The organism is Vreelandella songnenensis, from assembly GCF_003002925.1.
In the GTDB taxonomy this organism is placed as follows: domain Bacteria; phylum Pseudomonadota; class Gammaproteobacteria; order Pseudomonadales; family Halomonadaceae; genus Vreelandella; species Vreelandella songnenensis.
This window is the reverse complement of the sequence record NZ_PVTK01000005.1, coordinates 171,335-193,462: the sequence shown is the minus strand read 5'-3', so window position 1 is coordinate 193,462 and position 22,128 is coordinate 171,335. Positions and strand designations below refer to the sequence as shown.

At 56.9% G+C, this 22,128-nt stretch carries 26 protein-coding genes; all 26 read left to right on the top strand.

The genetic code is table 11. The features are described 5' to 3' along the window. The first annotated feature begins 107 nt into the window (after window positions 1-107). Window positions 108-4,184 (top strand): DNA-directed RNA polymerase subunit beta, encoded by a 4,077-nt coding sequence (gene rpoB / locus B0H98_RS10320; protein ID WP_106374974.1) that lies wholly within the window; start codon window positions 108-110, stop codon window positions 4,182-4,184. Window positions 4,185-4,194: 10 nt separating this feature from the next. Next, a complete protein-coding gene (rpoC, locus tag B0H98_RS10315; RefSeq protein ID WP_106374973.1) occupies window positions 4,195-8,409 on the top strand; it encodes a DNA-directed RNA polymerase subunit beta' in 4,215 nt (1,404 codons plus the stop codon). A 190-nt stretch (window positions 8,410-8,599) separates the two neighbouring features. Next, window positions 8,600-8,974, top strand: coding sequence for a 30S ribosomal protein S12 (gene rpsL / locus B0H98_RS10310; RefSeq protein ID WP_106374972.1), 375 nt, complete (start codon window positions 8,600-8,602; stop codon window positions 8,972-8,974). 163 nt (window positions 8,975-9,137) lie between these two features. Further along, window positions 9,138-9,608: a 30S ribosomal protein S7 gene (rpsG, locus tag B0H98_RS10305; protein ID WP_106374971.1), complete on the top strand. Its 471-nt coding sequence runs from the start codon at window positions 9,138-9,140 to the stop codon at window positions 9,606-9,608. Window positions 9,609-9,841: 233 nt separating this feature from the next. After that, window positions 9,842-11,965, top strand: coding sequence for an elongation factor G (gene fusA / locus B0H98_RS10300; protein WP_106374970.1), 2,124 nt, complete (start codon window positions 9,842-9,844; stop codon window positions 11,963-11,965). A gap of 29 nt (window positions 11,966-11,994) precedes the next feature. Further along, window positions 11,995-13,188: an elongation factor Tu gene (tuf, locus tag B0H98_RS10295; protein ID WP_106374969.1), complete on the top strand. Its 1,194-nt coding sequence runs from the start codon at window positions 11,995-11,997 to the stop codon at window positions 13,186-13,188. A 159-nt stretch (window positions 13,189-13,347) separates the two neighbouring features. Continuing rightward, entirely contained in the window at window positions 13,348-13,659 is a 312-nt protein-coding gene (gene rpsJ, locus B0H98_RS10290) for a 30S ribosomal protein S10 (RefSeq protein ID WP_009098983.1), read from the top strand. 160 nt (window positions 13,660-13,819) lie between these two features. Beyond that, on the top strand, window positions 13,820-14,458 hold the full coding sequence (gene rplC, locus B0H98_RS10285) for a 50S ribosomal protein L3 (RefSeq protein ID WP_106374968.1): 639 nt from the start codon (window positions 13,820-13,822) through the stop codon (window positions 14,456-14,458). A 15-nt stretch (window positions 14,459-14,473) separates the two neighbouring features. Beyond that, on the top strand, window positions 14,474-15,079 hold the full coding sequence (rplD, locus tag B0H98_RS10280; RefSeq protein WP_106374967.1) for a 50S ribosomal protein L4: 606 nt from the start codon (window positions 14,474-14,476) through the stop codon (window positions 15,077-15,079). Further along, on the top strand, window positions 15,076-15,372 hold the full coding sequence (gene rplW / locus B0H98_RS10275; RefSeq protein ID WP_106374966.1) for a 50S ribosomal protein L23: 297 nt from the start codon (window positions 15,076-15,078) through the stop codon (window positions 15,370-15,372). Before rplD ends, rplW begins: the two co-directional genes overlap by 4 nt. Before the next feature lie 17 nt (window positions 15,373-15,389). Further along, window positions 15,390-16,220, top strand: a complete 831-nt coding sequence (rplB, locus tag B0H98_RS10270) for a 50S ribosomal protein L2 (RefSeq protein WP_106374965.1) — start codon at window positions 15,390-15,392, stop codon at window positions 16,218-16,220. 33 nt (window positions 16,221-16,253) lie between these two features. Beyond that, entirely contained in the window at window positions 16,254-16,529 is a 276-nt protein-coding gene (gene rpsS / locus B0H98_RS10265; RefSeq protein ID WP_009098993.1) for a 30S ribosomal protein S19, read from the top strand. Window positions 16,530-16,547: 18 nt separating this feature from the next. Further along, a complete protein-coding gene (gene rplV / locus B0H98_RS10260; RefSeq protein WP_009723900.1) occupies window positions 16,548-16,880 on the top strand; it encodes a 50S ribosomal protein L22 in 333 nt (110 codons plus the stop codon). Between the two features lie 11 nt (window positions 16,881-16,891). Beyond that, window positions 16,892-17,596: a 30S ribosomal protein S3 gene (rpsC, locus tag B0H98_RS10255; RefSeq protein WP_106374964.1), complete on the top strand. Its 705-nt coding sequence runs from the start codon at window positions 16,892-16,894 to the stop codon at window positions 17,594-17,596. A 14-nt stretch (window positions 17,597-17,610) separates the two neighbouring features. Further along, complete coding sequence (gene rplP / locus B0H98_RS10250) at window positions 17,611-18,024, top strand: 50S ribosomal protein L16 (protein ID WP_007112000.1); 414 nt, start codon at window positions 17,611-17,613, stop codon at window positions 18,022-18,024. After that, window positions 18,024-18,215: a 50S ribosomal protein L29 gene (rpmC, locus tag B0H98_RS10245; RefSeq protein WP_018917730.1), complete on the top strand. Its 192-nt coding sequence runs from the start codon at window positions 18,024-18,026 to the stop codon at window positions 18,213-18,215. Before rplP ends, rpmC begins: the two co-directional genes overlap by 1 nt. Window position 18,216: 1 nt before the next feature. Continuing rightward, window positions 18,217-18,477, top strand: coding sequence for a 30S ribosomal protein S17 (gene rpsQ, locus B0H98_RS10240; RefSeq protein ID WP_009723897.1), 261 nt, complete (start codon window positions 18,217-18,219; stop codon window positions 18,475-18,477). Window positions 18,478-18,527: 50 nt separating this feature from the next. Continuing rightward, window positions 18,528-18,899, top strand: coding sequence for a 50S ribosomal protein L14 (gene rplN / locus B0H98_RS10235; RefSeq protein ID WP_009723896.1), 372 nt, complete (start codon window positions 18,528-18,530; stop codon window positions 18,897-18,899). Between the two features lie 14 nt (window positions 18,900-18,913). Then, window positions 18,914-19,228, top strand: a complete 315-nt coding sequence (rplX, locus tag B0H98_RS10230; protein WP_106374963.1) for a 50S ribosomal protein L24 — start codon at window positions 18,914-18,916, stop codon at window positions 19,226-19,228. A gap of 18 nt (window positions 19,229-19,246) precedes the next feature. Then, window positions 19,247-19,786, top strand: a complete 540-nt coding sequence (gene rplE / locus B0H98_RS10225; RefSeq protein WP_106374962.1) for a 50S ribosomal protein L5 — start codon at window positions 19,247-19,249, stop codon at window positions 19,784-19,786. Between the two features lie 10 nt (window positions 19,787-19,796). Next, window positions 19,797-20,102 carry a 30S ribosomal protein S14 gene (gene rpsN / locus B0H98_RS10220; RefSeq protein WP_106374961.1) on the top strand — a complete coding sequence of 102 codons (306 nt, stop codon included), beginning with the start codon at window positions 19,797-19,799 and terminating at the stop codon, window positions 20,100-20,102. A gap of 32 nt (window positions 20,103-20,134) precedes the next feature. After that, a complete protein-coding gene (gene rpsH / locus B0H98_RS10215; protein ID WP_106374960.1) occupies window positions 20,135-20,527 on the top strand; it encodes a 30S ribosomal protein S8 in 393 nt (130 codons plus the stop codon). 9 nt (window positions 20,528-20,536) lie between these two features. Continuing rightward, window positions 20,537-21,067: a 50S ribosomal protein L6 gene (gene rplF, locus B0H98_RS10210; protein WP_106374959.1), complete on the top strand. Its 531-nt coding sequence runs from the start codon at window positions 20,537-20,539 to the stop codon at window positions 21,065-21,067. Window positions 21,068-21,076: 9 nt separating this feature from the next. Next, on the top strand, window positions 21,077-21,427 hold the full coding sequence (gene rplR / locus B0H98_RS10205) for a 50S ribosomal protein L18 (RefSeq protein ID WP_008959159.1): 351 nt from the start codon (window positions 21,077-21,079) through the stop codon (window positions 21,425-21,427). Window positions 21,428-21,438: 11 nt separating this feature from the next. Beyond that, window positions 21,439-21,939 carry a 30S ribosomal protein S5 gene (gene rpsE / locus B0H98_RS10200; RefSeq protein WP_078089853.1) on the top strand — a complete coding sequence of 167 codons (501 nt, stop codon included), beginning with the start codon at window positions 21,439-21,441 and terminating at the stop codon, window positions 21,937-21,939. A gap of 6 nt (window positions 21,940-21,945) precedes the next feature. Beyond that, complete coding sequence (gene rpmD / locus B0H98_RS10195; RefSeq protein WP_106374958.1) at window positions 21,946-22,128, top strand: 50S ribosomal protein L30; 183 nt, start codon at window positions 21,946-21,948, stop codon at window positions 22,126-22,128.

Sequence of the window (22,128 nt, the reverse complement as noted above, 5' to 3'; positions counted from 1 at the left end):
ACGGCGAGCTACCGACTTAGGAGCTTGCTGTCTGCGTCTGACACGCCCGCGCAGGGCAGCGATGACCACGCATCGGTCACCCATGGTGAACAAGCTGGGGAATACAGATGGCTTACTCATATACTGAGAAAAAACGCATCCGCAAGGATTTCGGCAAACTGCCCCAAGTGATGGATGTGCCTTACTTGCTGGCCATCCAGCTTGATTCCTATTACGACTTTCTCCAGCAAGATCGTTCGCCTGACGAGCGTCACGAAGTTGGCCTGCATGCGGCGTTCAAGTCCGTGTTCCCGATTGAGAGCTTCTCCGGTAACGCAGCACTTGAGTACGTCAGCTATCGCTTTGGCACGCCGGCGTTCGATGTTAAGGAGTGTCAGCTGCGCGGCGTGACCTATTCCGCCCCGCTGCGCGTCAAGGTTCGCTTGATCATCTACGATCGCGATTCCTCGAACAAGGCAATCAAGGATATTAAAGAGCAAGAAGTCTACATGGGGGAAATCCCCCTGATGACTGAGAACGGTACCTTTGTTATCAACGGTACTGAGCGGGTTATCGTTTCCCAGCTCCACCGCTCGCCCGGTGTGTTCTTCGATCACGACAAAGGCAAGAGCCACTCATCAGGCAAGCTGCTCTATTCAGCGCGCGTGATTCCTTACCGTGGTTCCTGGCTCGACTTCGAGTTCGACCCGAAAGACAACGTGTTCGTACGTATCGACCGTCGCCGCAAACTGCCGGCCTCGGTACTGATGCGCGCGCTTGGCATGAGCGCTGAAGAAATCCTCAACGAGTTCTTCGACACCAGCGTGTTCCACATCGAGAAGTCCGGCTTCTCCGTGGAGCTGGTGCCTTCGCGCCTGCGCGGTGAAACCGCTACCTTCGATATTAAAGACGGTAACGGCGAGATCATTGTGGAAGAGGGCCGTCGTATTACCCAGAAGCACATTCGTCAGCTTGAAAAAGCCGGCCTTGAGCGCCTGGAAGTACCGATGGAGTACCTGTTCGGCAAGACGCTGGCCAAGGATCAGATCGACACCAAGACTGGCGAGCTGATCTGCCCCTGCAATACCGAAATTACGCCTGAAGTGCTGGAGCGCATGGCCCAGGGTGGTATCACCCTGATCGAAACGCTCTACACCAACGACCTGGATTGCGGCTCGTTCATTTCCGACACCCTGAAGCTCGATACCACCGGTTCGCAGCTCGAGGCGCTCGTTGAAATCTACCGCATGATGCGTCCTGGCGAGCCGCCCACCAAGGAAGCGGCTGAAACGCTGTTCCACAACCTGTTCTTCACCGAAGACCGCTACGATCTTTCCGGTGTCGGCCGCATGAAGTTCAACCGCCGCCTGCGTCGCGATTCCGACACCGGCTCCGGCGTGCTGGACCGCAAGGACATCCTGGATGTACTGCGCGAGCTGATCAATATCCGTAACGGCTTTGGTGACGTTGACGATATCGATCACCTGGGCAACCGCCGTATCCGCTGTGTCGGCGAGATGGCCGAAAACCAGTTCCGCGTGGGTCTGGTACGTGTCGAGCGTGCGGTGAAAGAGCGTCTGTCCATGGCGGAAAGCGAAGGCCTGATGCCGCAGGATCTGATCAACGCCAAGCCGGTCGCGGCGGCGGTGAAAGAGTTCTTCGGTTCAAGCCAGCTTTCACAGTTCATGGACCAGAACAACCCGCTTTCGGAAGTTACCCACAAGCGTCGTGTGTCTGCACTCGGCCCGGGTGGTCTGACCCGTGAGCGTGCAGGCTTCGAAGTACGTGACGTACACGCCACGCACTACGGTCGTCTGTGCCCGATCGAGACGCCGGAAGGTCCGAACATCGGTCTGATCAACTCGCTGGCCACCTACAGCCACACCAACAGCTACGGTTTCCTCGAGACGCCGTACCGTAAGGTGAACGCGGGTCAGGTGACGGACGATATCGTTCACCTGTCAGCGATCGAAGAGGGTGATTTCGTTATCGCCCAGGCGTCGGCGGCGGTTGACGAGTCCAACAAGCTCAGTGATGACCTGGTTCAGGTGCGTCACCGCGGCGAGACTACCTTCATGCGTCCTGAGCAAGTGACGCTGATGGACGTGTCCCCGCGTCAGGTTGTATCGGTGGCCGCGGCCCTGATCCCGTTCCTTGAGCACGATGATGCCAACCGCGCCCTAATGGGTGCGAACATGCAGCGTCAGGCCGTTCCCACTCTGCGCGCCGACAAGCCGCTCGTGGGTACCGGTATGGAGCGTTTCGTTGCACGCGACTCCGGCGTTTGTGCCGTAGCGCGCCGTGGCGGTGTGATCGATTCCGTCGATGCGCGTCGTGTCGTCGTACGGGTCAATGAAGATGAAATCATCGGCGGTGAAGCCGGCGTTGATATCTACAACCTGACCAAGTACACGCGTTCGAACCAGAACACCTGCATGAACCAGCGCCCCATCGTGCGTCCGGGTGACAGCGTGGCACGTGGCGACATCCTCGCCGACGGCCCGTCGGTCGACATGGGTGACCTGGCACTCGGTCAGAACATGCGTATCGCGTTCATGCCCTGGAACGGCTACAACTTCGAGGACTCCATCCTGCTGTCCGAGCGGGTGGTTCAGGAAGACCGTTTCACCACGATTCACATCCAGGAACTGACCTGTGTGTCGCGCGACACCAAGCTGGGGCCGGAAGAGATCACCTCGGACATTCCCAACGTCGGCGAGTCGGCGCTTGGCAAGCTGGACGAGGCGGGCGTTGTCTACATCGGCGCCGAAGTGGGCCCGGGCGACATCCTGGTCGGCAAGGTGACGCCGAAGGGTGAAACCCAGCTGACGCCGGAAGAGAAGCTGCTGCGTGCGATCTTCGGTGAGAAGGCCTCCGACGTTAAAGATACCTCCCTGCGTGCCCCCACCGGCATGAAAGGTACGGTCATCGACGTTCAGGTCTTCACCCGTGACGGCGTCGAAAAAGACTCCCGTGCGCTTTCCATCGAGCAGATGCAGCTCGATGAAGTGCGCAAGGATCTGCAGGAAACCTACCGTATTGCCGAAGACGCCACCTTCGAGCGTCTGAAGCGTACGCTGGATGGTCAGCCGGTCAACGGTGGTCCGAAACTCAAGAAAGGCGATGTGCTCGACGAAGAGTACCTTGAAGAGCTGCCGCGTCAGCAGTGGTTCAAACTGCGCATGCAGGATGAGTCCTACAACGAGCTTCTGGCTCAGGCTGACGAACAGCTGGAAAACCGCCGTAAAGAGATGGACGAGCGCTTCGAAGACAAGAAGCGCAAGCTGACCCAGGGCGATGATCTCGCACCGGGCGTGCTGAAGATCGTCAAGGTCTACATGGCGGTCAAGCGTCGCATCCAGCCCGGCGACAAGATGGCCGGTCGTCACGGTAACAAGGGTGTTATCTCCGCGATCATGCCGATCGAAGACATGCCGTTTGACGAGAAGGGCGAGCCGGTCGACGTCGTGCTCAACCCGCTGGGTGTACCGTCGCGCATGAACGTCGGTCAGATTCTGGAAACCCACCTGGGTATGGCGGCGCGCGGTCTGGGTGTCAAGATCGACGCCATGCTGCGTGATGCGCGTGGCCAGCAGGTTGCCGAGATTCGCGACTTCCTGGGTCAGGTGTACAACACGCCGGGCGCCCGCGCTGAAGACCTGGATTCGCTGAGTGACGACGAAGTCATCGCACTGGCCAAGAACCTGAAAGGCGGTGTGCCCATGGCAACGCCGGTATTTGATGGTGCCAAAGAGCACGAGATCAAACACCTGCTGAAGCTTGCGGACATTCCTGAGTCGGGCCAGATGGCGCTGTACGACGGCCGTACCGGTGATGCATTCGATCGCCCGGTAACCGTGGGTTACATGTACATGCTGAAACTGAACCACCTGGTAGACGACAAGATGCACGCACGTTCTACCGGTTCTTACTCGCTGGTTACCCAGCAGCCCTTGGGTGGTAAGGCGCAGTTCGGTGGTCAGCGCTTTGGTGAGATGGAAGTGTGGGCGCTGGAAGCCTATGGCGCAGCCTACACCCTGCAGGAGATGCTCACCGTCAAATCGGATGACGTCGAAGGCCGCACCAAGATGTACAAAAACATCGTGGATGGCGACCACACCATGCAGGCGGGCATGCCGGAATCCTTCAACGTACTCGTGAAGGAAATCCGCTCGCTGGGCATCGATATCGAGTTAGAGAGCTAGGAGCCGTCATATGAAAGATTTGGTGAAAGTACTCAAATCGCAATCTCAGTCCGAAGAGTTTGACGCGATCAAGATTACTCTGGCGTCGCCGGACATGATTCGCTCCTGGTCTTTCGGCGAGGTGAAGAAGCCTGAGACCATCAACTACCGTACCTTCAAGCCGGAGCGGGATGGCCTGTTCTGTGCCAAGATCTTTGGTCCGGTAAAGGATTACGAGTGCTTGTGCGGCAAGTACAAGCGCATGAAGCATCGCGGCATCATCTGTGAGAAGTGTGGCGTCGAAGTGACCAAGGCTGCCGTGCGCCGTGAGCGCATGGGCCATATCGAACTGGCGTCACCGGTTGCTCACATCTGGTTTCTGAAGTCACTGCCGTCGCGTATCGGCATGTTCCTCGATATGACCCTGCGTGATATCGAGCGCGTGCTGTACTTCGAGAGCTTCGTGGTGATCGACCCGGGCATGACCACGCTTGAGCGCGGCCAGCTGTTGAACGATGAGCAGTACTTCGAAGCCCTTGAAGAGTTCGGCGACGACTTCGATGCCCGCATGGGCGCCGAAGCCGTGCAGGAACTGCTCAAAGACATCGATCTGGAAGAAGAGATCAACACGCTGCGTGAAGAGATTCCGCAGACCAACTCTGAAACCAAGATCAAGAAGCTTTCCAAGCGTTTGAAGCTTCTGGAAGCGTTCTACCACTCCGGCAATGCGCCGGCGTGGATGGTCATGGAAGTGCTGCCCGTGCTGCCGCCGGATCTGCGTCCGCTGGTACCGCTGGACGGTGGCCGCTTCGCGACCTCGGATCTCAACGACCTTTACCGTCGCGTGATCAACCGTAACAACCGCCTGAAGCGTCTTCTCGACCTGAACGCGCCGGACATCATCGTGCGCAACGAGAAGCGTATGCTTCAGGAAGCGGTCGACGCGCTGCTGGATAACGGCCGTCGTGGCCGTGCGATCACGGGTTCCAACAAGCGTCCGCTGAAATCCCTTGCCGACATGATCAAGGGTAAGCAGGGTCGTTTCCGTCAGAACTTGTTGGGCAAGCGTGTCGATTACTCCGGCCGTTCGGTCATCACCGTGGGTCCGACCCTGCGTCTGCACCAGTGCGGTCTGCCGAAGAAAATGGCGCTCGAGCTGTTCAAGCCGTTCATCTACTCCAAGCTTCAGTCGCTGGGCCATGCGTCCACGATCAAGGCCGCGAAGAAGATGGTCGAGCGCGAGCTTCCGGAAGTGTGGGACATCCTGGCTGATGTCATCCGCGAACACCCGGTACTCTTGAACCGCGCGCCGACGCTTCACCGTCTGGGTATCCAGGCGTTCGAGCCGCTTTTGATCGAAGGCAAGGCGATCCAGCTGCACCCGCTGGTGTGTGCGGCCTACAACGCCGACTTTGACGGTGACCAGATGGCGGTACACGTACCGCTGACCCTGGAAGCCCAGCTCGAAGCCCGTGCGCTGATGATGGCGACCAACAACGTGCTGTCGCCGGCCAACGGCGAGCCGATCATCGTACCGTCGCAGGACGTTGTTCTGGGTCTTTACTACATGACCCGCGAAAAGATCAACGCCAAGGGCGAAGGCATGGTGTTCTCCGACCTCAACGAGGTTGAGCGCGCCTTCGGTACCCAGTCGGTATCGCTGCACGCCCGCGTCAAGGTGCGCCTGGACGAGATCGATATTGAAGAAGAGACCGGCGAGAAGTCATTCCATCGCCGTCTGTACGAAACCACGGTTGGCCGTGCGCTGCTGTTCCGCATTCTGCCCGAAGGCGTGCCCTTTGCGCTGATCGACCAGCCGATGAAGAAGAAGGCGATTTCCGGCCTGATCAACGAAGTGTATCGCCGCTCCGGTCTCAAGCCGACGGTCATCTTCGCTGACCAGCTTATGTACACCGGTTTCCGCCTGGCGACCTGGTCCGGCGCCTCGATCGGCGTCAACGACTTCGTTATCCCGGATGCCAAGACTGAAATCGTTGATGCAGCGGAAGCCGAAGTCAAAGAGATCGAAGACCAGTTCTCATCTGGCCTGGTAACGGCCGGCGAGAAGTACAACAAGGTTATCGATATCTGGTCCAAGGCCAACGATAAAGTTGCCAAGGCGATGATGGTGGGTATCTCGAAAGAGACCGTCATCGACCGCGATGGCAACGAGGTTGAGCAGGATTCGTTCAACAGCGTCTTCATCATGGCCGACTCCGGTGCGCGTGGTTCTGCCGCCCAGATCCGTCAGCTGGCCGGTATGCGTGGCCTGATGGCCAAGCCTGATGGCTCGATCATCGAGACGCCCATCGTCGCCAACTTCCGTGAAGGTCTGAACGTACTTCAGTACTTCATCTCGACCCACGGTGCCCGTAAAGGTCTGGCGGATACGGCCCTGAAAACGGCCAACTCCGGTTACCTGACCCGCCGTCTGGTCGACGTGGCCCAGGATCTGGTGATTACCGAGGTCGACTGTGGTACTGAAAACGGCCTGACGCTGCACCCGATCATCGAGGGTGGCGACATCATCGTGCCGCTGTCCCAGCGCGTACTGGGTCGTGTCGTAGCGGTAGACGTTGTCGATCCGGGCACCGAAGAAGTGTTGATTCCGCGTAACACCCTGCTCGACGAGAAGTGGTGTGCCGAGCTCGACACCATGGGTGTGGATGAGATCATCGTACGCTCGACCATCACCTGTGATACGCCGCACGGCGTGTGTTCGTCCTGTTACGGACGTGACCTTGCCCGTGGCCACCAGGTCAATATCGGTGAATCTGTCGGTGTTATCGCCGCACAGTCCATCGGTGAGCCGGGTACCCAGCTGACCATGCGTACCTTCCACATCGGTGGCGCGGCATCGCGTTCATCCGCGGTAGATAGCGTACAGGTCAAGCACGGCGGCAAGGTTCGTCTGCACAATATCAAGCACGTAGAGCGTGCCGACGGCAAGCTGGTGGTGGTATCGCGTTCAAGCGCCTTGGCGGTTGCTGACGATCACGGTCGTGAGCGCGAATACTACAAGCTGCCTTACGGCGCCGAGCTGTCCGTGCGTGACGGCGATGTGGTCGATGCCGGTGCGATGGTCGCCAAATGGGATCCGCACACTCACCCGATCATTGCCGAAGTAGAAGGTAAAGCGCAGTTCCTCGATCTTGACGAGGGTGTCACCATGCACCGCTCAGTCGATGAGATGACCGGCCTTTCCTCTATCGAAGTTATCGAGTCCGCAGCACGCCCGATGGCTGGCCGCGACAAGCGCCCGATGGTCATGCTTCAGGATGCCGCAGGCGAGTACGTGTCGGTTTCCGGCTCGAACACGCCGGTACAGTACTTGCTGCCGGGTAACTCGATCATCTCGGTCGACGATGGCTCAACCATCGGTGTGGGTGAAGTCGTTGCCCGTATCCCGGTTGAAGCCTCGGGTAACAAGGACATCACCGGTGGTCTACCCCGCGTTGCCGACCTGTTCGAAGCGCGTAAGCCGAAAGAGTCCTCCATTCTGGCTGAAATCAGCGGTGTGGTGAGCTTCGGTAAAGAGACCAAGGGCAAGCGTCGTCTGACGATTACCCCGGAGTCTGGTGATCCGTTCGAGGCGCTGATTCCGAAATGGCGTCAGATTGCCGTGTTCGAAGGTGAAAGCGTCGAGAAGGGCGAGGTCATCTCCGATGGTCCTAGCAACCCGCACGATATTCTGCGTCTTCTGGGCGTGGCGGAACTTGCCAAGTACATTACGGCCGAAGTACAGGACGTTTATCGTCTGCAAGGCGTAGGCATCAACGACAAGCACATCGAAGTGATCGTGCGTCAGATGCTGCGCAAGGTTGAAATTACCGATTCGGGTGATTCTGACTTCATCACCGGCGACCAGGCTGAGCTTGTTCGTGTGCTGGAACAGAATGCCCGTCTCGAGAAAGAGGGTAAGTTCCCGGCGAAGTATCAGCGTCTGCTGCTGGGTATTACCAAGGCGAGCCTGGCGACCGAGTCGTTCATCTCCGCGGCCTCCTTCCAGGAGACCACGCGAGTACTGACCGAAGCGGCGGTGACCGGCAAGCGCGATTATCTGCGCGGCCTGAAAGAAAACGTGGTAGTTGGACGTCTGATTCCGGCAGGTACCGGTCTGACTCACCACGCAGAACGTCGTCGCAAGCGCGAAGACGTCGAGCGTCTGTTCAATCCCTCGGCGACCGAGGTAGAGCAGGAGCTTGGAGCCCAGTTGACAGCACTTGATACTGACGACGAGCTCTAAAACCGAGTAGTAAAATAAGTATCTGTCTCTGGAGGCGTCATGTCCTTGCCGGTTAAACCGCCGGCAGGACTTGACGCCGCCTAGGGTCAGCCTTTAGAATGCGCAGCCTTTAACAGTGGGGTGGGTGCGCCCGCATCCGCTGCCCGTATTTGTTGAAAGGCCAGGCAACCATTGGAGTCAGCTAAACACCATGGCAACGATTAATCAGCTAGTGCGCAAGCCGCGCAAGCGCCCCGTCACCAAGAGTGACGTGCCTGCGCTGCAAGCTTGTCCGCAAAAACGCGGCGTATGTACGCGCGTATACACCACTACCCCCAAGAAGCCGAACTCGGCCCTGCGTAAGGTTTGCCGTGTGCGCCTGACCAACGGTTTCGAAGTCTCTTCTTACATCGGTGGTGAAGGTCACAACCTGCAGGAACACTCCGTTGTTCTGATTCGCGGCGGTCGTGTAAAGGATTTGCCAGGTGTGCGTTATCACACCGTTCGTGGCGCCTTGGACACCTCTGGCGTACAGAACCGTAAGCAGGGTCGTTCCAAGTACGGTACCAAGAAGCCGAAGTCCTGAGTCCAGGGCGTCAAGGCTGCTTGAGGCGGTACTGCATTTCCGTCTGTTACCTTTAACACGAATATATGACGGTCTGATAAGAGTAAGGTCGGGCGGCGCCAAGCGCCGAATGCCTAGCGTGAGTCCCGGGTTTACCTGAAGGATCCTTAATTGAGGGCTTATCATGCCTAGAAGAAGAGTTGTAGCTAAGCGCGAAATCCTGCCGGATCCCAAGTTCGGAAGTGAGCGTCTGGCGAAGTTCATGAACCACCTGATGGTCAGCGGCAAGAAGTCCATAGCTGAGCGCATCGTTTACGGTGCGTTGGACAAGGTTGCCGAGCGTAGTAAAGAAGAGCCGCTGGAAATCTTCGACAAGGCGCTGGAAACCATCCAGCCGATGGTCGAAGTCAAGTCGCGCCGCGTTGGTGGTGCGACCTATCAGGTGCCGGTTGAAGTTCGTCCGTCTCGCCGTCAAGCGCTCGCTATGCGCTGGCTGGTAGACGCGGCGCGTCGTCGCGGTGAGAAAACGATGGTTCAGCGTCTGGCAGGTGAAATGCTGGATGCCGCTGAAGGCAAAGGTTCTGCCGTTAAGAAGCGCGAAGACGTGCATCGTATGGCCGAAGCCAACAAGGCTTTCTCGCACTATCGTTTCTAAAGGCGTCGTTTCTAAGTGCGTCGCTTCCAAGCATGACGCTTTTAAACATAGCGTCTGCAAGGTTCGCGTTTATATATGCACGTTGTTTCAGCACGGCGTCGTTGAAAGTGGTAAGTCGAGTCGCTTTGTTGCAACACCCCGCCGCTATCATGCTGTGATGGCGGCGGTGGCGTAAGGCTCACTTTCACCGCTTGCTAAATTAACGAGCATCGCCAACTAACGGGAGTTTCACCGTGGCACGCAAGACACCACTTAAGCGTTATCGCAACATTGGTATCGTAGCGCACGTCGACGCGGGTAAAACCACGACGACCGAGCGTGTACTGTTCTACACCGGCCTTTCTCACAAGGTAGGTGAAGTACACGACGGCGCTGCGACCATGGACTGGATGGAGCAGGAGCAGGAGCGTGGTATCACTATCACCTCGGCTGCGACTACCTGTTTCTGGCAGGGCATGGCCAAGCAGTTCGACGAGCACCGCATCAACATCATCGATACCCCTGGGCACGTTGACTTCACTATCGAAGTTGAACGTTCGCTGCGTGTGCTCGATGGCGCGGTCGTTGTACTGTGCGGTTCCTCCGGCGTTCAGCCGCAGACCGAAACCGTATGGCGTCAGGCCAACAAGTACGAAGTACCGCGCATGGTCTTCGTCAACAAGATGGACCGTACCGGTGCTGACTTCTTCATGGTCGTCGACCAGTTGAAAGATCGCCTGGGTGCGAATGCCGTGCCGATCCAGATCAACTGGGGTACGGAAGAAGATTTCAAAGGCGTCGTCGACCTGATCGAGATGAAGGCTATCTTGTGGGACGAAGAAAGCCTGGGCATGAACTTCGAATTGATCGATATCCCGGCTGAGCTGCAAGAAACAGCCGAGAAATATCGTGAAGAGATGGTCGAAGCGGCTGCTGAAGGCTCTGACGAGCTGATGGAAAAGTACCTTGAAGAAGGTGAGCTGACCGTCGAAGAAATCAAGGCGGGTCTGCGCGCGCGTACGCTGGCTAACGATATCGTTCTGGTCACCTGTGGTTCTGCGTTCAAGAACAAGGGTGTTCAGGCGGTTCTCGACGGTGTTATCGAGTACATGCCGTCTCCGACCGAAGTTAAAGCGATCGAAGGCGAGCTGGACGATAAAGACGGCACTATCGCGACTCGTGAAGCCGACGACAACCAGCCTTTTGCGGCGTTGGCGTTCAAGATCGCCACCGACCCCTTCGTTGGTACGCTGACCTTTATCCGCGTCTACTCGGGCGTTCTGAAATCTGGCGACGGCGTGTACAACTCCGTCAAGCAGAAGAAAGAGCGCGTTGGTCGTATCGTTCAGATGCACGCCAACTCTCGTGAAGAGATCAAGGAAGTACTGGCCGGCGACATCGCGGCTTGTATCGGCCTGAAAGACGTTACCACCGGTGACACCCTGTGCGATATCGACAACAAGATCGTTCTCGAGCGCATGGAATTCCCGGATCCGGTTATTTCGGTAGCCGTTGAGCCGAAATCCAAGGCTGACCAGGAGAAGATGGGCGTTGCACTGGGCAAACTTGCTCAGGAAGATCCCTCCTTCCAGGTCAAGACCGACGAAGAGACCGGCCAGACGATCATTTCTGGTATGGGTGAGCTTCACCTGGACATCATCGTTGACCGTATGCGTCGCGAGTTCAAGGTTGAGGCCAACATCGGTAAGCCGCAGGTAGCGTACCGCGAAACCATTCGTGGCAACGTTGAGCAGGAAGGCAAGTTTGTACGTCAGTCCGGTGGTCGTGGTCAGTACGGTCACGTTTGGCTGCGTATCGAGCCGCTGACTGCTGCAGACAAGGGTGAAGGCGAAGACGAAATCTTCTTCAAGTTCAACTCTGAGATCGTAGGTGGTACGGTTCCGAAGGAATACGTTCCTGCGGTCGAGAAAGGTGCTTACGAGCAGCTCAAAAACGGTGTCATCGCGGGTTACCCGATGATCGACGTTAAAGTGACGCTGTTTGATGGCTCTTTCCACGACGTGGACTCTAACGAGACTGCGTTCAAGATTGCTTCTTCTATGGCAGTAAAAGAAGGTGCCAGGAAGGCCAAGGCCGTGCTGCTGGAGCCGGTGATGAAGGTCGAAATCGTGACTCCCGAAGAGTTTATGGGTGACGTCATGGGCGATCTGAGCCGTCGTCGCGGTCTGGTGCAGGGCATGGATGACTCATCTGCTGGTAAAGTCATTCGTGCAACGGTGCCACTGGGTGAGATGTTCGGTTATGCAACCGACCTGCGCTCACAAACCCAGGGCCGTGCGAGCTACTCCATGGAGTTCGCGAAGTACGAGGAGGCGCCCTCCAGCGTCGTTGAAGCCGTCATCAATCAAAACGGTTAACCGTTAGCTAACGTAAAGAGGTTATAGCAGTGGCTAAGGAAAAATTCGAACGTTCCAAACCGCACGTCAACGTCGGCACCATCGGTCACGTCGACCACGGTAAAACGACCCTGACTGCGGCCCTGACCCGCGTGTCTGCTGAAGTTTTCGGCGGCGACTGGCGTGAATTCGATACTATCGATAACGCTCCTGAAGAGCGTGAGCGTGGTATCACCATCGCGACTTCGCACGTTGAATACCAGTCTGAAGAGCGTCACTACGCGCACGTTGACTGCCCGGGACACGCTGACTACGTCAAGAACATGATCACCGGTGCTGCTCAGATGGACGGCGCGATCCTGGTATGTTCTGCCGCTGATGGCCCGATGCCGCAGACTCGCGAGCACATCCTGCTGTCTCGTCAGGTTGGCGTACCGTTCATCGTTGTGTTCCTGAACAAGGCGGACATGGTTGATGACGAAGAGCTGCTCGAACTGGTAGAGATGGAAGTTCGTGAACTCCTCGACCAGTACGACTTCCCGGGCGACGACACGCCGATCATCACTGGTTCTGCCCTGATGGCACTGAACGGTGAAGACGAGAACGGCATGGGTACTACTGCGGTAGCTAACCTGATCAAAGCTCTGGATGAGTACATCCCTGAGCCGGAGCGTGCTATCGACCAGCCGTTCCTGATGCCGATCGAAGACGTATTCTCTATCTCTGGCCGTGGTACTGTTGTTACCGGTCGTGTAGAGCGCGGCATCGTGAAAGCGGGTGAGGAAGTAGAGATCGTGGGTATCCGCGACACTTCCAAAACCATCGTTACCGGTGTTGAAATGTTCCGTAAGCTGCTCGACGAAGGTCGTGCAGGTGAGAACGTTGGCGCCCTGCTGCGTGGTACCAAGCGTGATGACGTCGAGCGTGGTCAGGTTCTGGCCAAGCCGGGCACCATCAAACCGCACACTACCTTCGAAGCAGAAGTTTACGTACTGTCCAAAGAAGAAGGTGGTCGTCACACGCCTTTCTTCAAGGGCTACCGTCCGCAGTTCTACTTCCGTACCACTGACGTAACAGGTACTTGTGAACTGCCGGAAGGTGTTGAAATGGTCATGCCGGGTGACAACGTGCAAATGGTTGTTACTCTGATCGCTCCGATCGCCATGGATGAAGGTCTGCGCTTCGCGATTCGCGAAGGCGGCCGTACCGTTGGTGCTGGTGTTGTGGCCAAAATCGTTCAGTAATTATTTTACTTGAATGAGAAAGGGGGCTCCTGGGAGCCCCCTTTTCTGCGCACCAATAGCAAATGTTTGACATGGGCTTTTGGCGTGCCTATAATGCGCATCCTTTGAATGCGTGGGTAGACGGCTCGCGCCGTCGACATCCATTGGAGTTTAGGGCAAATGCAGAACCAAAAGATTCGCATTCGGTTGAAAGCGTTCGACCATCGCCTGATCGATCAGTCCACAGCGGAGATTGTTGAAACCGCTAAGCGTACTGGTGCTCAGGTTCGTGGGCCGATTCCGCTGCCGACCAACCGCGAGCGCTATACCATTCTGATTTCACCGCACGTCAACAAGGATGCGCGTGATCAGTATGAGATTCGTACGCACAAGCGTGTGCTCGACATCGTTGAGCCGACTGAGAAAACTGTTGATGCGCTGATGAAGCTCGATCTCGCCGCCGGCGTAGACGTGCAAATCAAGCTCGACTAATCACACTAGACACTTGCGGCCCAGCGTTCGTCGCTCGCACTAGCGAGTTAGCACGATCAGCAGCCGCCGCGCCGTGAGGCGCCACACAATGTGCTAGTGGAATGCTCTGGAAAGGGCAGCCATAGCGGGTGATAGCCCCGTACACTATAGGAGACTGAGTATGACTATCGGTTTAGTCGGTAAAAAGGCCGGGATGACCCGTGTCTTTACCGAAGATGGCGCATCCGTGCCCGTGACCGTTATTGAAGTTGATCCTAATCGTGTTACGCGCGTTAAGACCATTGAGTCTGACGGCTACGCAGCGATTCAGATCACCACAGGTTCTCGTAAAGCCAAGCACCTCTCCAAAGCGCAAGCTGGTCAGTTTGCCAAGGCGGGTGTTGAGGCTGGTCGTTCGCTGATGGAATTCCGCCTTGCAGAAGGTGAGGAAGCTCCTGAAGTGGGTGGCGAACTCACCGTATCCCTCTTTGAAGCTGGTCAAATGATCGACGTGACCGGCACCTCTAAGGGTAAAGGCTTCCAGGGTGCTGTTAAGCGCTGGAACTTCCGTACCCAAGACAACAGCCATGGTAACTCCCTGTCGCATCGCGCGCCGGGTTCTATCGGCATGTGTCAAACACCAGGTCGCGTATTTAAAGGCAAGAAAATGGCCGGTCAGATGGGCAACGTCCGCTGCACCGTTCAAAGCCTTGAGATCGTCCGTGTTGACGCCGAGCGTAACCTGCTGCTGATCAAGGGCGCCGTACCGGGAGCACCGGGTAGCGACGTTATCGTTCGCAGCGCCGTGAAAGCTGGCTGAAGGGGATAATTACCAATGAATCTGAATCTTGCTGCAGGCACGGGTACCGTTGAAGTAGCCGACGCCACTTTTGGCAAAGAATTCAACGAAGCGCTAGTTCACCAGGTTGTCACTGCCTATCTGGCAGCTGGCCGTCAGGGCACTCGCGCTCAAAAGAGCCGTTCCGACGTACGTGGTGGTGGTAAGAAGCCGTGGCGTCAGAAGGGTACCGGTCGTGCACGTGCCGGCACCATCCGCTCTCCGCTGTGGCGCAGCGGCGGCGTAACCTTCGCGGCTCGTCCGCAAGACTACACCCAGAAGGTTAACCGCAAGATGTACCGCGCGGCGATGCGCTCCATCCTGTCTGAACTCGTACGTCAAGAGCGCTTGGTCGCGATTGAAGAGTTCAACGTCGAAGCGCCCAAGACCAAGCAGGTAGCTGCCAAGCTGAAAGAGCTCAACCTTGAAAAAGTGTTGATCGTCACTGAAGAAGTCGACGAGAAGCTCTATCTTGCCGCACGCAACCTTCCCCACGTTGACGTGGTGGATGTCGCGGCAGCTGACCCGGTAAGCCTGGTTGCCTTTGATAAGGTCCTGGTTACCGTCTCCGCCCTGCGTAAATTCGAGGAGAAGCTGGCATGAACCAGGAACGCGTATTCAAGGTTCTGCTTGGACCGCACGTGACCGAAAAGGCCGCGTCAGCTGCAGAGCGCAACCAGTACGTTTTCAAGGTGGCAACTGATGCTACCAAGCCCGAGATCAAGAAGGCCGTTGAAGCACTGTTCGGCAAGAAGGTCGGTAATGTTCAGGTACTGAACATGAAGGGTAAAACCAAACGTACTGCACACGGCGTTGGCCAGCGTAAGGGTTACCGCAAAGCGTATGTGACCCTGGCTGCGGGTGAAACGCTCGAAGACTTCTCTGGCGCCGAATAAGGGCAGGAGTACGGAAAATGGCAATCGTCAAGACCAAACCCACTTCCGCCGGTCGTCGCCACGTCGTCAAGATCGTTGGCGAGGAGCTGTACAAGGGCCGTGCGTATGCACCGCTTTTGGAAAAACAGTCCAAGTCCGGTGGCCGTAACAACTACGGTCGCATCACCACCCGCCACGTGGGCGGTGGTCACCGTCATCACTACCGTCTGATCGACTTCAAGCGCACCAAGGATGGCATTCCGGCCACCGTTGAGCGCCTGGAACACGATCCGAACCGTAGTGCGCACATCGCGCTGCTGAAATATGCAGATGGCGAGCGTCGTTACATCATTGCACCGAAAGGTGTCAGCGCGGGTGACGTGCTGGAATCTGGTGTCAACGCGCCGATCAAGAAAGGCAATGCCTTGCCGCTGCGCAATGTGCCGCTTGGTTCTACCGTTCACGGTATCGAACTGAAGCCGGGCAAAGGCGCGCAGATTGCTCGCAGTGCCGGTACTAGCGCTCAGCTGGTCGCTCGTGAAGGTAACTACGCCACCTTGCGTCTTCGCTCTGGCGAAATGCGTAAAGTGCTGGCCGAGTGCCGCGCGACTCTGGGCGAAGTGAGCAACTCCGAGCACAGCCTGCGTCAACTTGGCAAGGCCGGTGCGAAGCGCTGGAGAGGCGTGCGTCCGACTGTTCGCGGTGTCGCGATGAACCCGGTAGACCACCCGCACGGTGGTGGTGAAGGCCGCACCAGTGGTGGTCGTCACCCGGTATCCCCATGGGGCGTACCGACCAAGGGTCACAAGACGCGTAAGAACAAGCGCACCGACAAGCTGATTATCCGTCGTCGTAACAAGACGCGTTAATCGAAATTGCCAAGACATTAAGAGGTAACGGCTGTGCCACGTTCACTAAAGAAAGGTCCCTTCATTGACCTTCATCTTTTGAAGAAGGTAGAGGCTGCAGTGGAGAAGAACGATCGCAAACCGATCAAGACCTGGTCGCGTCGTTCGATGATCCTGCCCAACATGGTAGGTCTGACCATCGCAGTCCATAACGGACGCCAGCATGTCCCGGTGCACGTCTCCGAGGAAATGGTGGGCCATAAACTTGGCGAATTCGCAGCTACCCGCACATACCGCGGGCATGCAGCGGACAAGAAAGCCAAACGGTAAGCCAGAGAGGATTAAGAGATGGAAGTCACAGCTAAGCTGAGTGGCGCTGCTTTATCCGCACAGAAGGCCCGTTTGGTGGCTGACCAGGTGCGCGGTAAACCGGTCGCCGAAGCTATTGACCTGCTGACCTTCTCACCGAAGAAGGCTGCCAAACTGGTCAAGAAAGTGCTTCAGTCCGCCATCGCGAATGCGGAAGAAAACAACGGCATGGACATCGACGAGCTGCGTGTCTCGACCATCTGCGTCGATGAGGGCATGACGCTCAAGCGTATCAAGCCGCGCGCCAAAGGCCGTGCGGATCGTATCTTGAAGCGCACCTGCCACATCACCGTCAAGGTAGCCGAGAAGTAGGAGTCGACCAGATGGGTCAGAAAGTCAATCCAACAGGCATTCGACTGGGCATCGTCAAAGACCATGCTTCTGTCTGGTATGCCGAGCGCGGCGCCTATGCCGATAAGCTCAATAACGATCTCGAAGTGCGCAGCTTCCTGGAAGAGCGTCTGAAAAGCGCTTCCGTAAGCCGCATTCACATCGAGCGTCCGGCTAACAATGCCCGCATCACCATTCACACTGCCCGTCCGGGTATCGTGATTGGTAAAAAAGGTGAAGATGTCGACCGTCTGCGTCGCGATCTCACCGAAATGATGGGCGTCCCGGTTCATGTGAACATCGAAGAAGTTCGCAAGCCGGAGCTGGATGCCAAGCTGGTTGCAGCCAACGTTGCAGGTCAGCTTGAGCGTCGCGTAATGTTCCGTCGTGCGATGAAGCGCGCGGTACAGAACGCAATGCGTCTTGGCGCTGGCGGCATCAAGATTCAGCTGTCAGGTCGTCTTGGTGGTGCTGAAATCGCTCGTACCGAATGGTACCGCGAAGGTCGCGTTCCGCTGCATACCCTGCGTGCTGATATCGACTACGCCACCTTCGAGGCTCACACCACCTACGGCGTTATCGGCGTCAAAGTGTGGATCTTCAAGGGCGAAATCCTCGGCGGTATCGAGGAAGTACGTGCCAAGGCTAAGCAACAGCAGCCTGCCGGCAACGCGCCCAAGAAGAAAGGTTCCAGGTAAGGGAGAGCGAGTCGATGTTACAGCCCAAGCGTATGAAATTCCGCAAGATGATGAAAGGCCGCAACCGTGGCCTGGCGCATCGCGGAAGCAAGATCAGCTTCGGGGAATACGGTCTGAAAGCTACCGGTCGCGGCCGCATCACTGCGCGTCAGATCGAAGCCGGCCGTCGTGCGATCACACGTCACGTCAAGCGTGGCGGTAAAATCTGGATCCGCGTTTTCCCTGACAAGCCGATTTCCAAGAAGCCGCTCGAAGTTCGTATGGGTAAAGGTAAAGGTTCTGTTGAGTACTGGGTAGCCCAGATCCAACCGGGTCGGGTCCTGTACGAAATTGAAGGCGTATCCGAAGAGCTGGCCCGTGAAGCATTTGAACTGGCCGCACAGAAGATGCCCTTGTCCACCACCTTTGCGAAACGGACGGTGATGTGATGAAAGCACAGGAAATTCGTGAAAAGTCCGCAGGAGAGCTTAAAGAGCAGCTCCTCGAGCTACTCCGCGAGCAGTTTAACCTGCGCATGCAGAAGGCCACTGGCCAACTGAGCCAGACTCATCTGCTCAAGCAGGTCCGTCGGGATATCGCCCGCGTTAAGACTATGCTCAACGAGAAGGCAGGTGATTGAGATGGCCGAAGAGAAAAAAACCCGTACGCTCACCGGCAAGGTGGTGAGCGACAAGATGGATAAATCCATCGTCGTTATGATCGAGCGTCGTGAACGTCACCCGATCTACGGAAAATACGTCAAGCGCTCCACCAAGCTGCACGCCCATGATGAGGCGAACCAGGCTAAGGCAGGCGATACGGTTTCCATTCAGGAGTGCCGTCCGCTTTCCAAGAAGAAAGCCTGGACGCTGGTCGAGGTGGTTGAGCAGGCTAAGGGTTAATACCTAAAGTCTGCCGACCAGTGCAGTCAGATTAGGTTTGGAGAAAACCGATGATTCAGACTCAGACAATGCTGGATGTCGCCGACAACAGCGGAGCGCGCCGGGTGCAATGCATCAAGGTGCTAGGCGGTTCACACCGTCGCTACGCCCGCGTTGGTGACGTCATTAAGGTAACGGTGAAAGAGGCTATCCCGCGTGGCAAGGTCAAAAAAGGCCAAGTCTTGAAAGCGGTAGTCGTTCGCACCCGTAGTGGCGTCCGTCGTAGTGACGGTTCGCTGATCCGTTTCGATGGAAATGCGGCGGTTTTGTTGAATAACACCAACGAACAGCCGATCGGCACGCGTATCTTCGGGCCGGTAACTCGTGAACTTCGTAATGAGAAGTTCATGAAGATCATTTCCCTAGCGCCTGAAGTGCTGTAAGGAGCGAGGCGGATATGCAAAAGATCAAACGTGACGATGAAGTCATCGTCATCGCCGGGAAGGATAAAGGCAAACGTGGCACCGTTAAGCGGGTAATGGAAAACCGCTTCCTGGTGTCCGGTGTGAACATGATTAAACGTCACACCAAGCCGAATCCCATGGCGGGAAATCAGGGCGGTATCGTCGAGCGTGAGGCTCCGATTCACGCGTCCAACGTAGCCATCTTCAATTCGGAGACCGGTAAGGCGGATCGCGTCGGCTTCCAAGTTAAGGAAGACGGTACCAAGGTACGTATCTACAAGTCGACGCAGACGCAGATCGACGCCTAACGCGAGTCGGGTAGCACAATGGCGAACTTGAAAGAACGTTATCAAAACGAGGTGGTGGCTCAACTCAAAGAGCAGTTCAGCTACGCCAACGTTATGCAGGTACCCCGGATCACGAAAGTGACTCTGAACATGGGTATCGGCGAAGCGGTTAGTGATAAAAAGCTGATCGACAATGCCATCGGCGACCTGGAGAAACTCTCCGGTCAAAAGCCGCTGGTGACCAAAGCACGTAAGTCCATCGCGGGCTTCAAGGTGCGTGAAGGTTGGCCGATCGGTATCAAGGTAACACTGCGCGCTGAGCGCATGTGGGACTTCCTTGACCGTCTGGTGAACATCGCGATTCCACGCGTGCGTGACTTCCGTGGTCTTAACCCGAAGTCTTTTGACGGTCGCGGCAACTACTCCATGGGTGTGCGTGAGCAGATCATCTTCCCGGAGATCGAGTATGATAAGATCGATCGTATCCGTGGGTTGGACGTCACTATCACTACTACCGCCAACACCGACGAGGAAGGTCGCGCGCTGCTAGCGGCGCTGAACTTCCCGTTCAAGAAATAAGGGTTGGATCATGGCTAAGAAAAGTATGATAGAGCGTGAGCTCAAGCGTACGCAGCTGGTCGAGAAGTATGCGGCCAAGCGTACTGAGCTCAAGGCAATCATCTCGGACGTTAACACGTCCGAGGAAGAGCGCTTCGAGGCGACGCTGAAGCTGCAGCAACTGCCGCGCGACTCAAGCCCGGTGCGTCAGCGTAACCGCTGCCGTATTACCGGTCGTCCGCACGGTTTTTACAACAAGTTCGGTCTCGGCCGTAACAAGCTGCGTGAAGCCGCCATGCGTGGCGACGTCCCTGGTCTGAAAAAGTCCAGCTGGTAACGCCACGTAGAATCATCAGGAGCGCACATTAAATGAGCATGCAAGACACTCTGGCGGATATGTGTACCCGTATCCGCAATGCGCAGATGGCCACCAAGGAGACGGCAGTCATGCCGTCTTCCAAGCTGAAAGTGGAAGTGGCCCGCGTGCTAAAGGAAGAAGGTTACATTGCCGACTTCGCAGTGGCTGAAGGTGTCAAGCCTTCACTGACTGTGACTCTCAAGTACTTTGAGGGCAAGCCGGTTATTGAGCACATTCAGCGGGTTTCCAAGCCGTCTTTGCGTCAGTACAAAGGCAAGGACAACCTGCCTAAGGTTGCCGACGGCCTGGGTATCGCGATTGTCACCACATCCAATGGTGTCATGACCGATCGTGCCGCGCGCCAGGCGGGTGTCGGTGGCGAAGTCATCTGCACCGTATTCTAGGAGGCTGGAATGTCCCGCATAGCGAAATATCCGGTTAAAGTGCCTGCTGGTGTCGACGTTAAAATCGACGCTGGCCAGCTGACCGCCAAAGGCGGCCAGGGCACGCTGTCAATGCCCATTCACCAGGACGTGGTGATTGGTCAGGAAGACGGCCAGCTGACCTTCGCCCCGAGCGAAACTGCCAAGAGCTGGGCAATGGCCGGTACTACCCGCGCCTTGGTTCAGAACCTGGTGACGGGCGTATCCGAGGGTTTCACAAAGACTCTCGAAATTGTTGGCGTCGGTTATCGTGCCCAAGCTAAGGGCCAGACGCTCAATCTTTCACTGGGCTTCTCGCACCCGGTCGACTATGAACTGCCTGAAGGTGTCGTGGCGGAAACGCCCAAGAACACCACTATCGTGCTGAAAAGCGCGGACAAGCAGAAGCTCGGTCAGTGCGCCGCGGAAATCCGCGCCTTCCGTCCGCCAGAGCCGTACAAAGGCAAGGGTGTTCGGTACGGCGACGAGCAGGTCCGCCGTAAAGAAGCCAAGAAGAAGTAAGGCAGGGTTATGAACGCGAAGAAAGAATCTCGTCTCCGTCGTGCCCGCCGCGCTCGCGCCAAGATCCGCGAGCTGGGCGTGTATCGCCTGTGCGTCAACCGTACCCCGCGTCACATCTATGCGCAGATTATCTCGCCGGATGGTGGCAAAGTGTTGGCCAGCGCTTCCACGCTGGACAAAGCACTGCGCGAGGGTGCGACCGGTAACTCAGACGCCGCCTCCAAGGTTGGCGCACTGATTGCCGAACGCGCTAAAGAAGCAGGCATCACCCAGGTGGCCTTCGACCGTGCTGGCTTTAAGTATCACGGTCGCGTCAAGGCTCTGGCCGACGCCGCTCGTGAAGGCGGCCTGGAATTCTAAAGGGTTTTACGATGGCGAAGAACGAACAGCAAAGCGGTGATCTGCAAGAGAAGCTAGTGCAGGTCAACCGCGTCGCCAAGGTGGTCAAGGGTGGTCGTATTTTCGGCTTCACCGCACTGACCGTCGTTGGTGATGGTAAAGGTCGTGTCGGTTTCGGTCGTGGCAAGGCGCGTGAAGTGCCGGTTGCGATCCAGAAAGCGATGGACCAGGCTCGTCGCAATATGGTCAAGGTTAACCTTGCAGGCCACACGCTGCAGTACCCGGTAAAAGCCCGTCACGGTGCTTCCAAGGTGTACATGCAGCCGGCATCTGAAGGTACCGGTATCATCGCCGGTGGCGCCATGCGCTCTGTACTAGAGCTTGCTGGTGTCCACGATGTACTGGCCAAGTGCTACGGTTCCACCAACCCGGTCAACGTGGTACGAGCGACAGTTAAAGGTCTCTCTGCCATGCAGGCACCGGAAGACATCGCCGCCAAGCGCGGTCTGTCTGTCGAAGCGATCACGGGGTAAGACACCATGGCAGCAACGATCAAGGTTACCCAGATCCGCAGCACCATCGGCGTTCTACCCAAGCACAAGGCTACTATGAACGGCCTGGGTCTGCGTCGCATCGGTCATACGGTTGAACTGGAAGACACCCCTGCCGTACGCGGCATGATCCACAAGGTTAACTACCTTGTGCGCGTTGAGGGAGAGTAA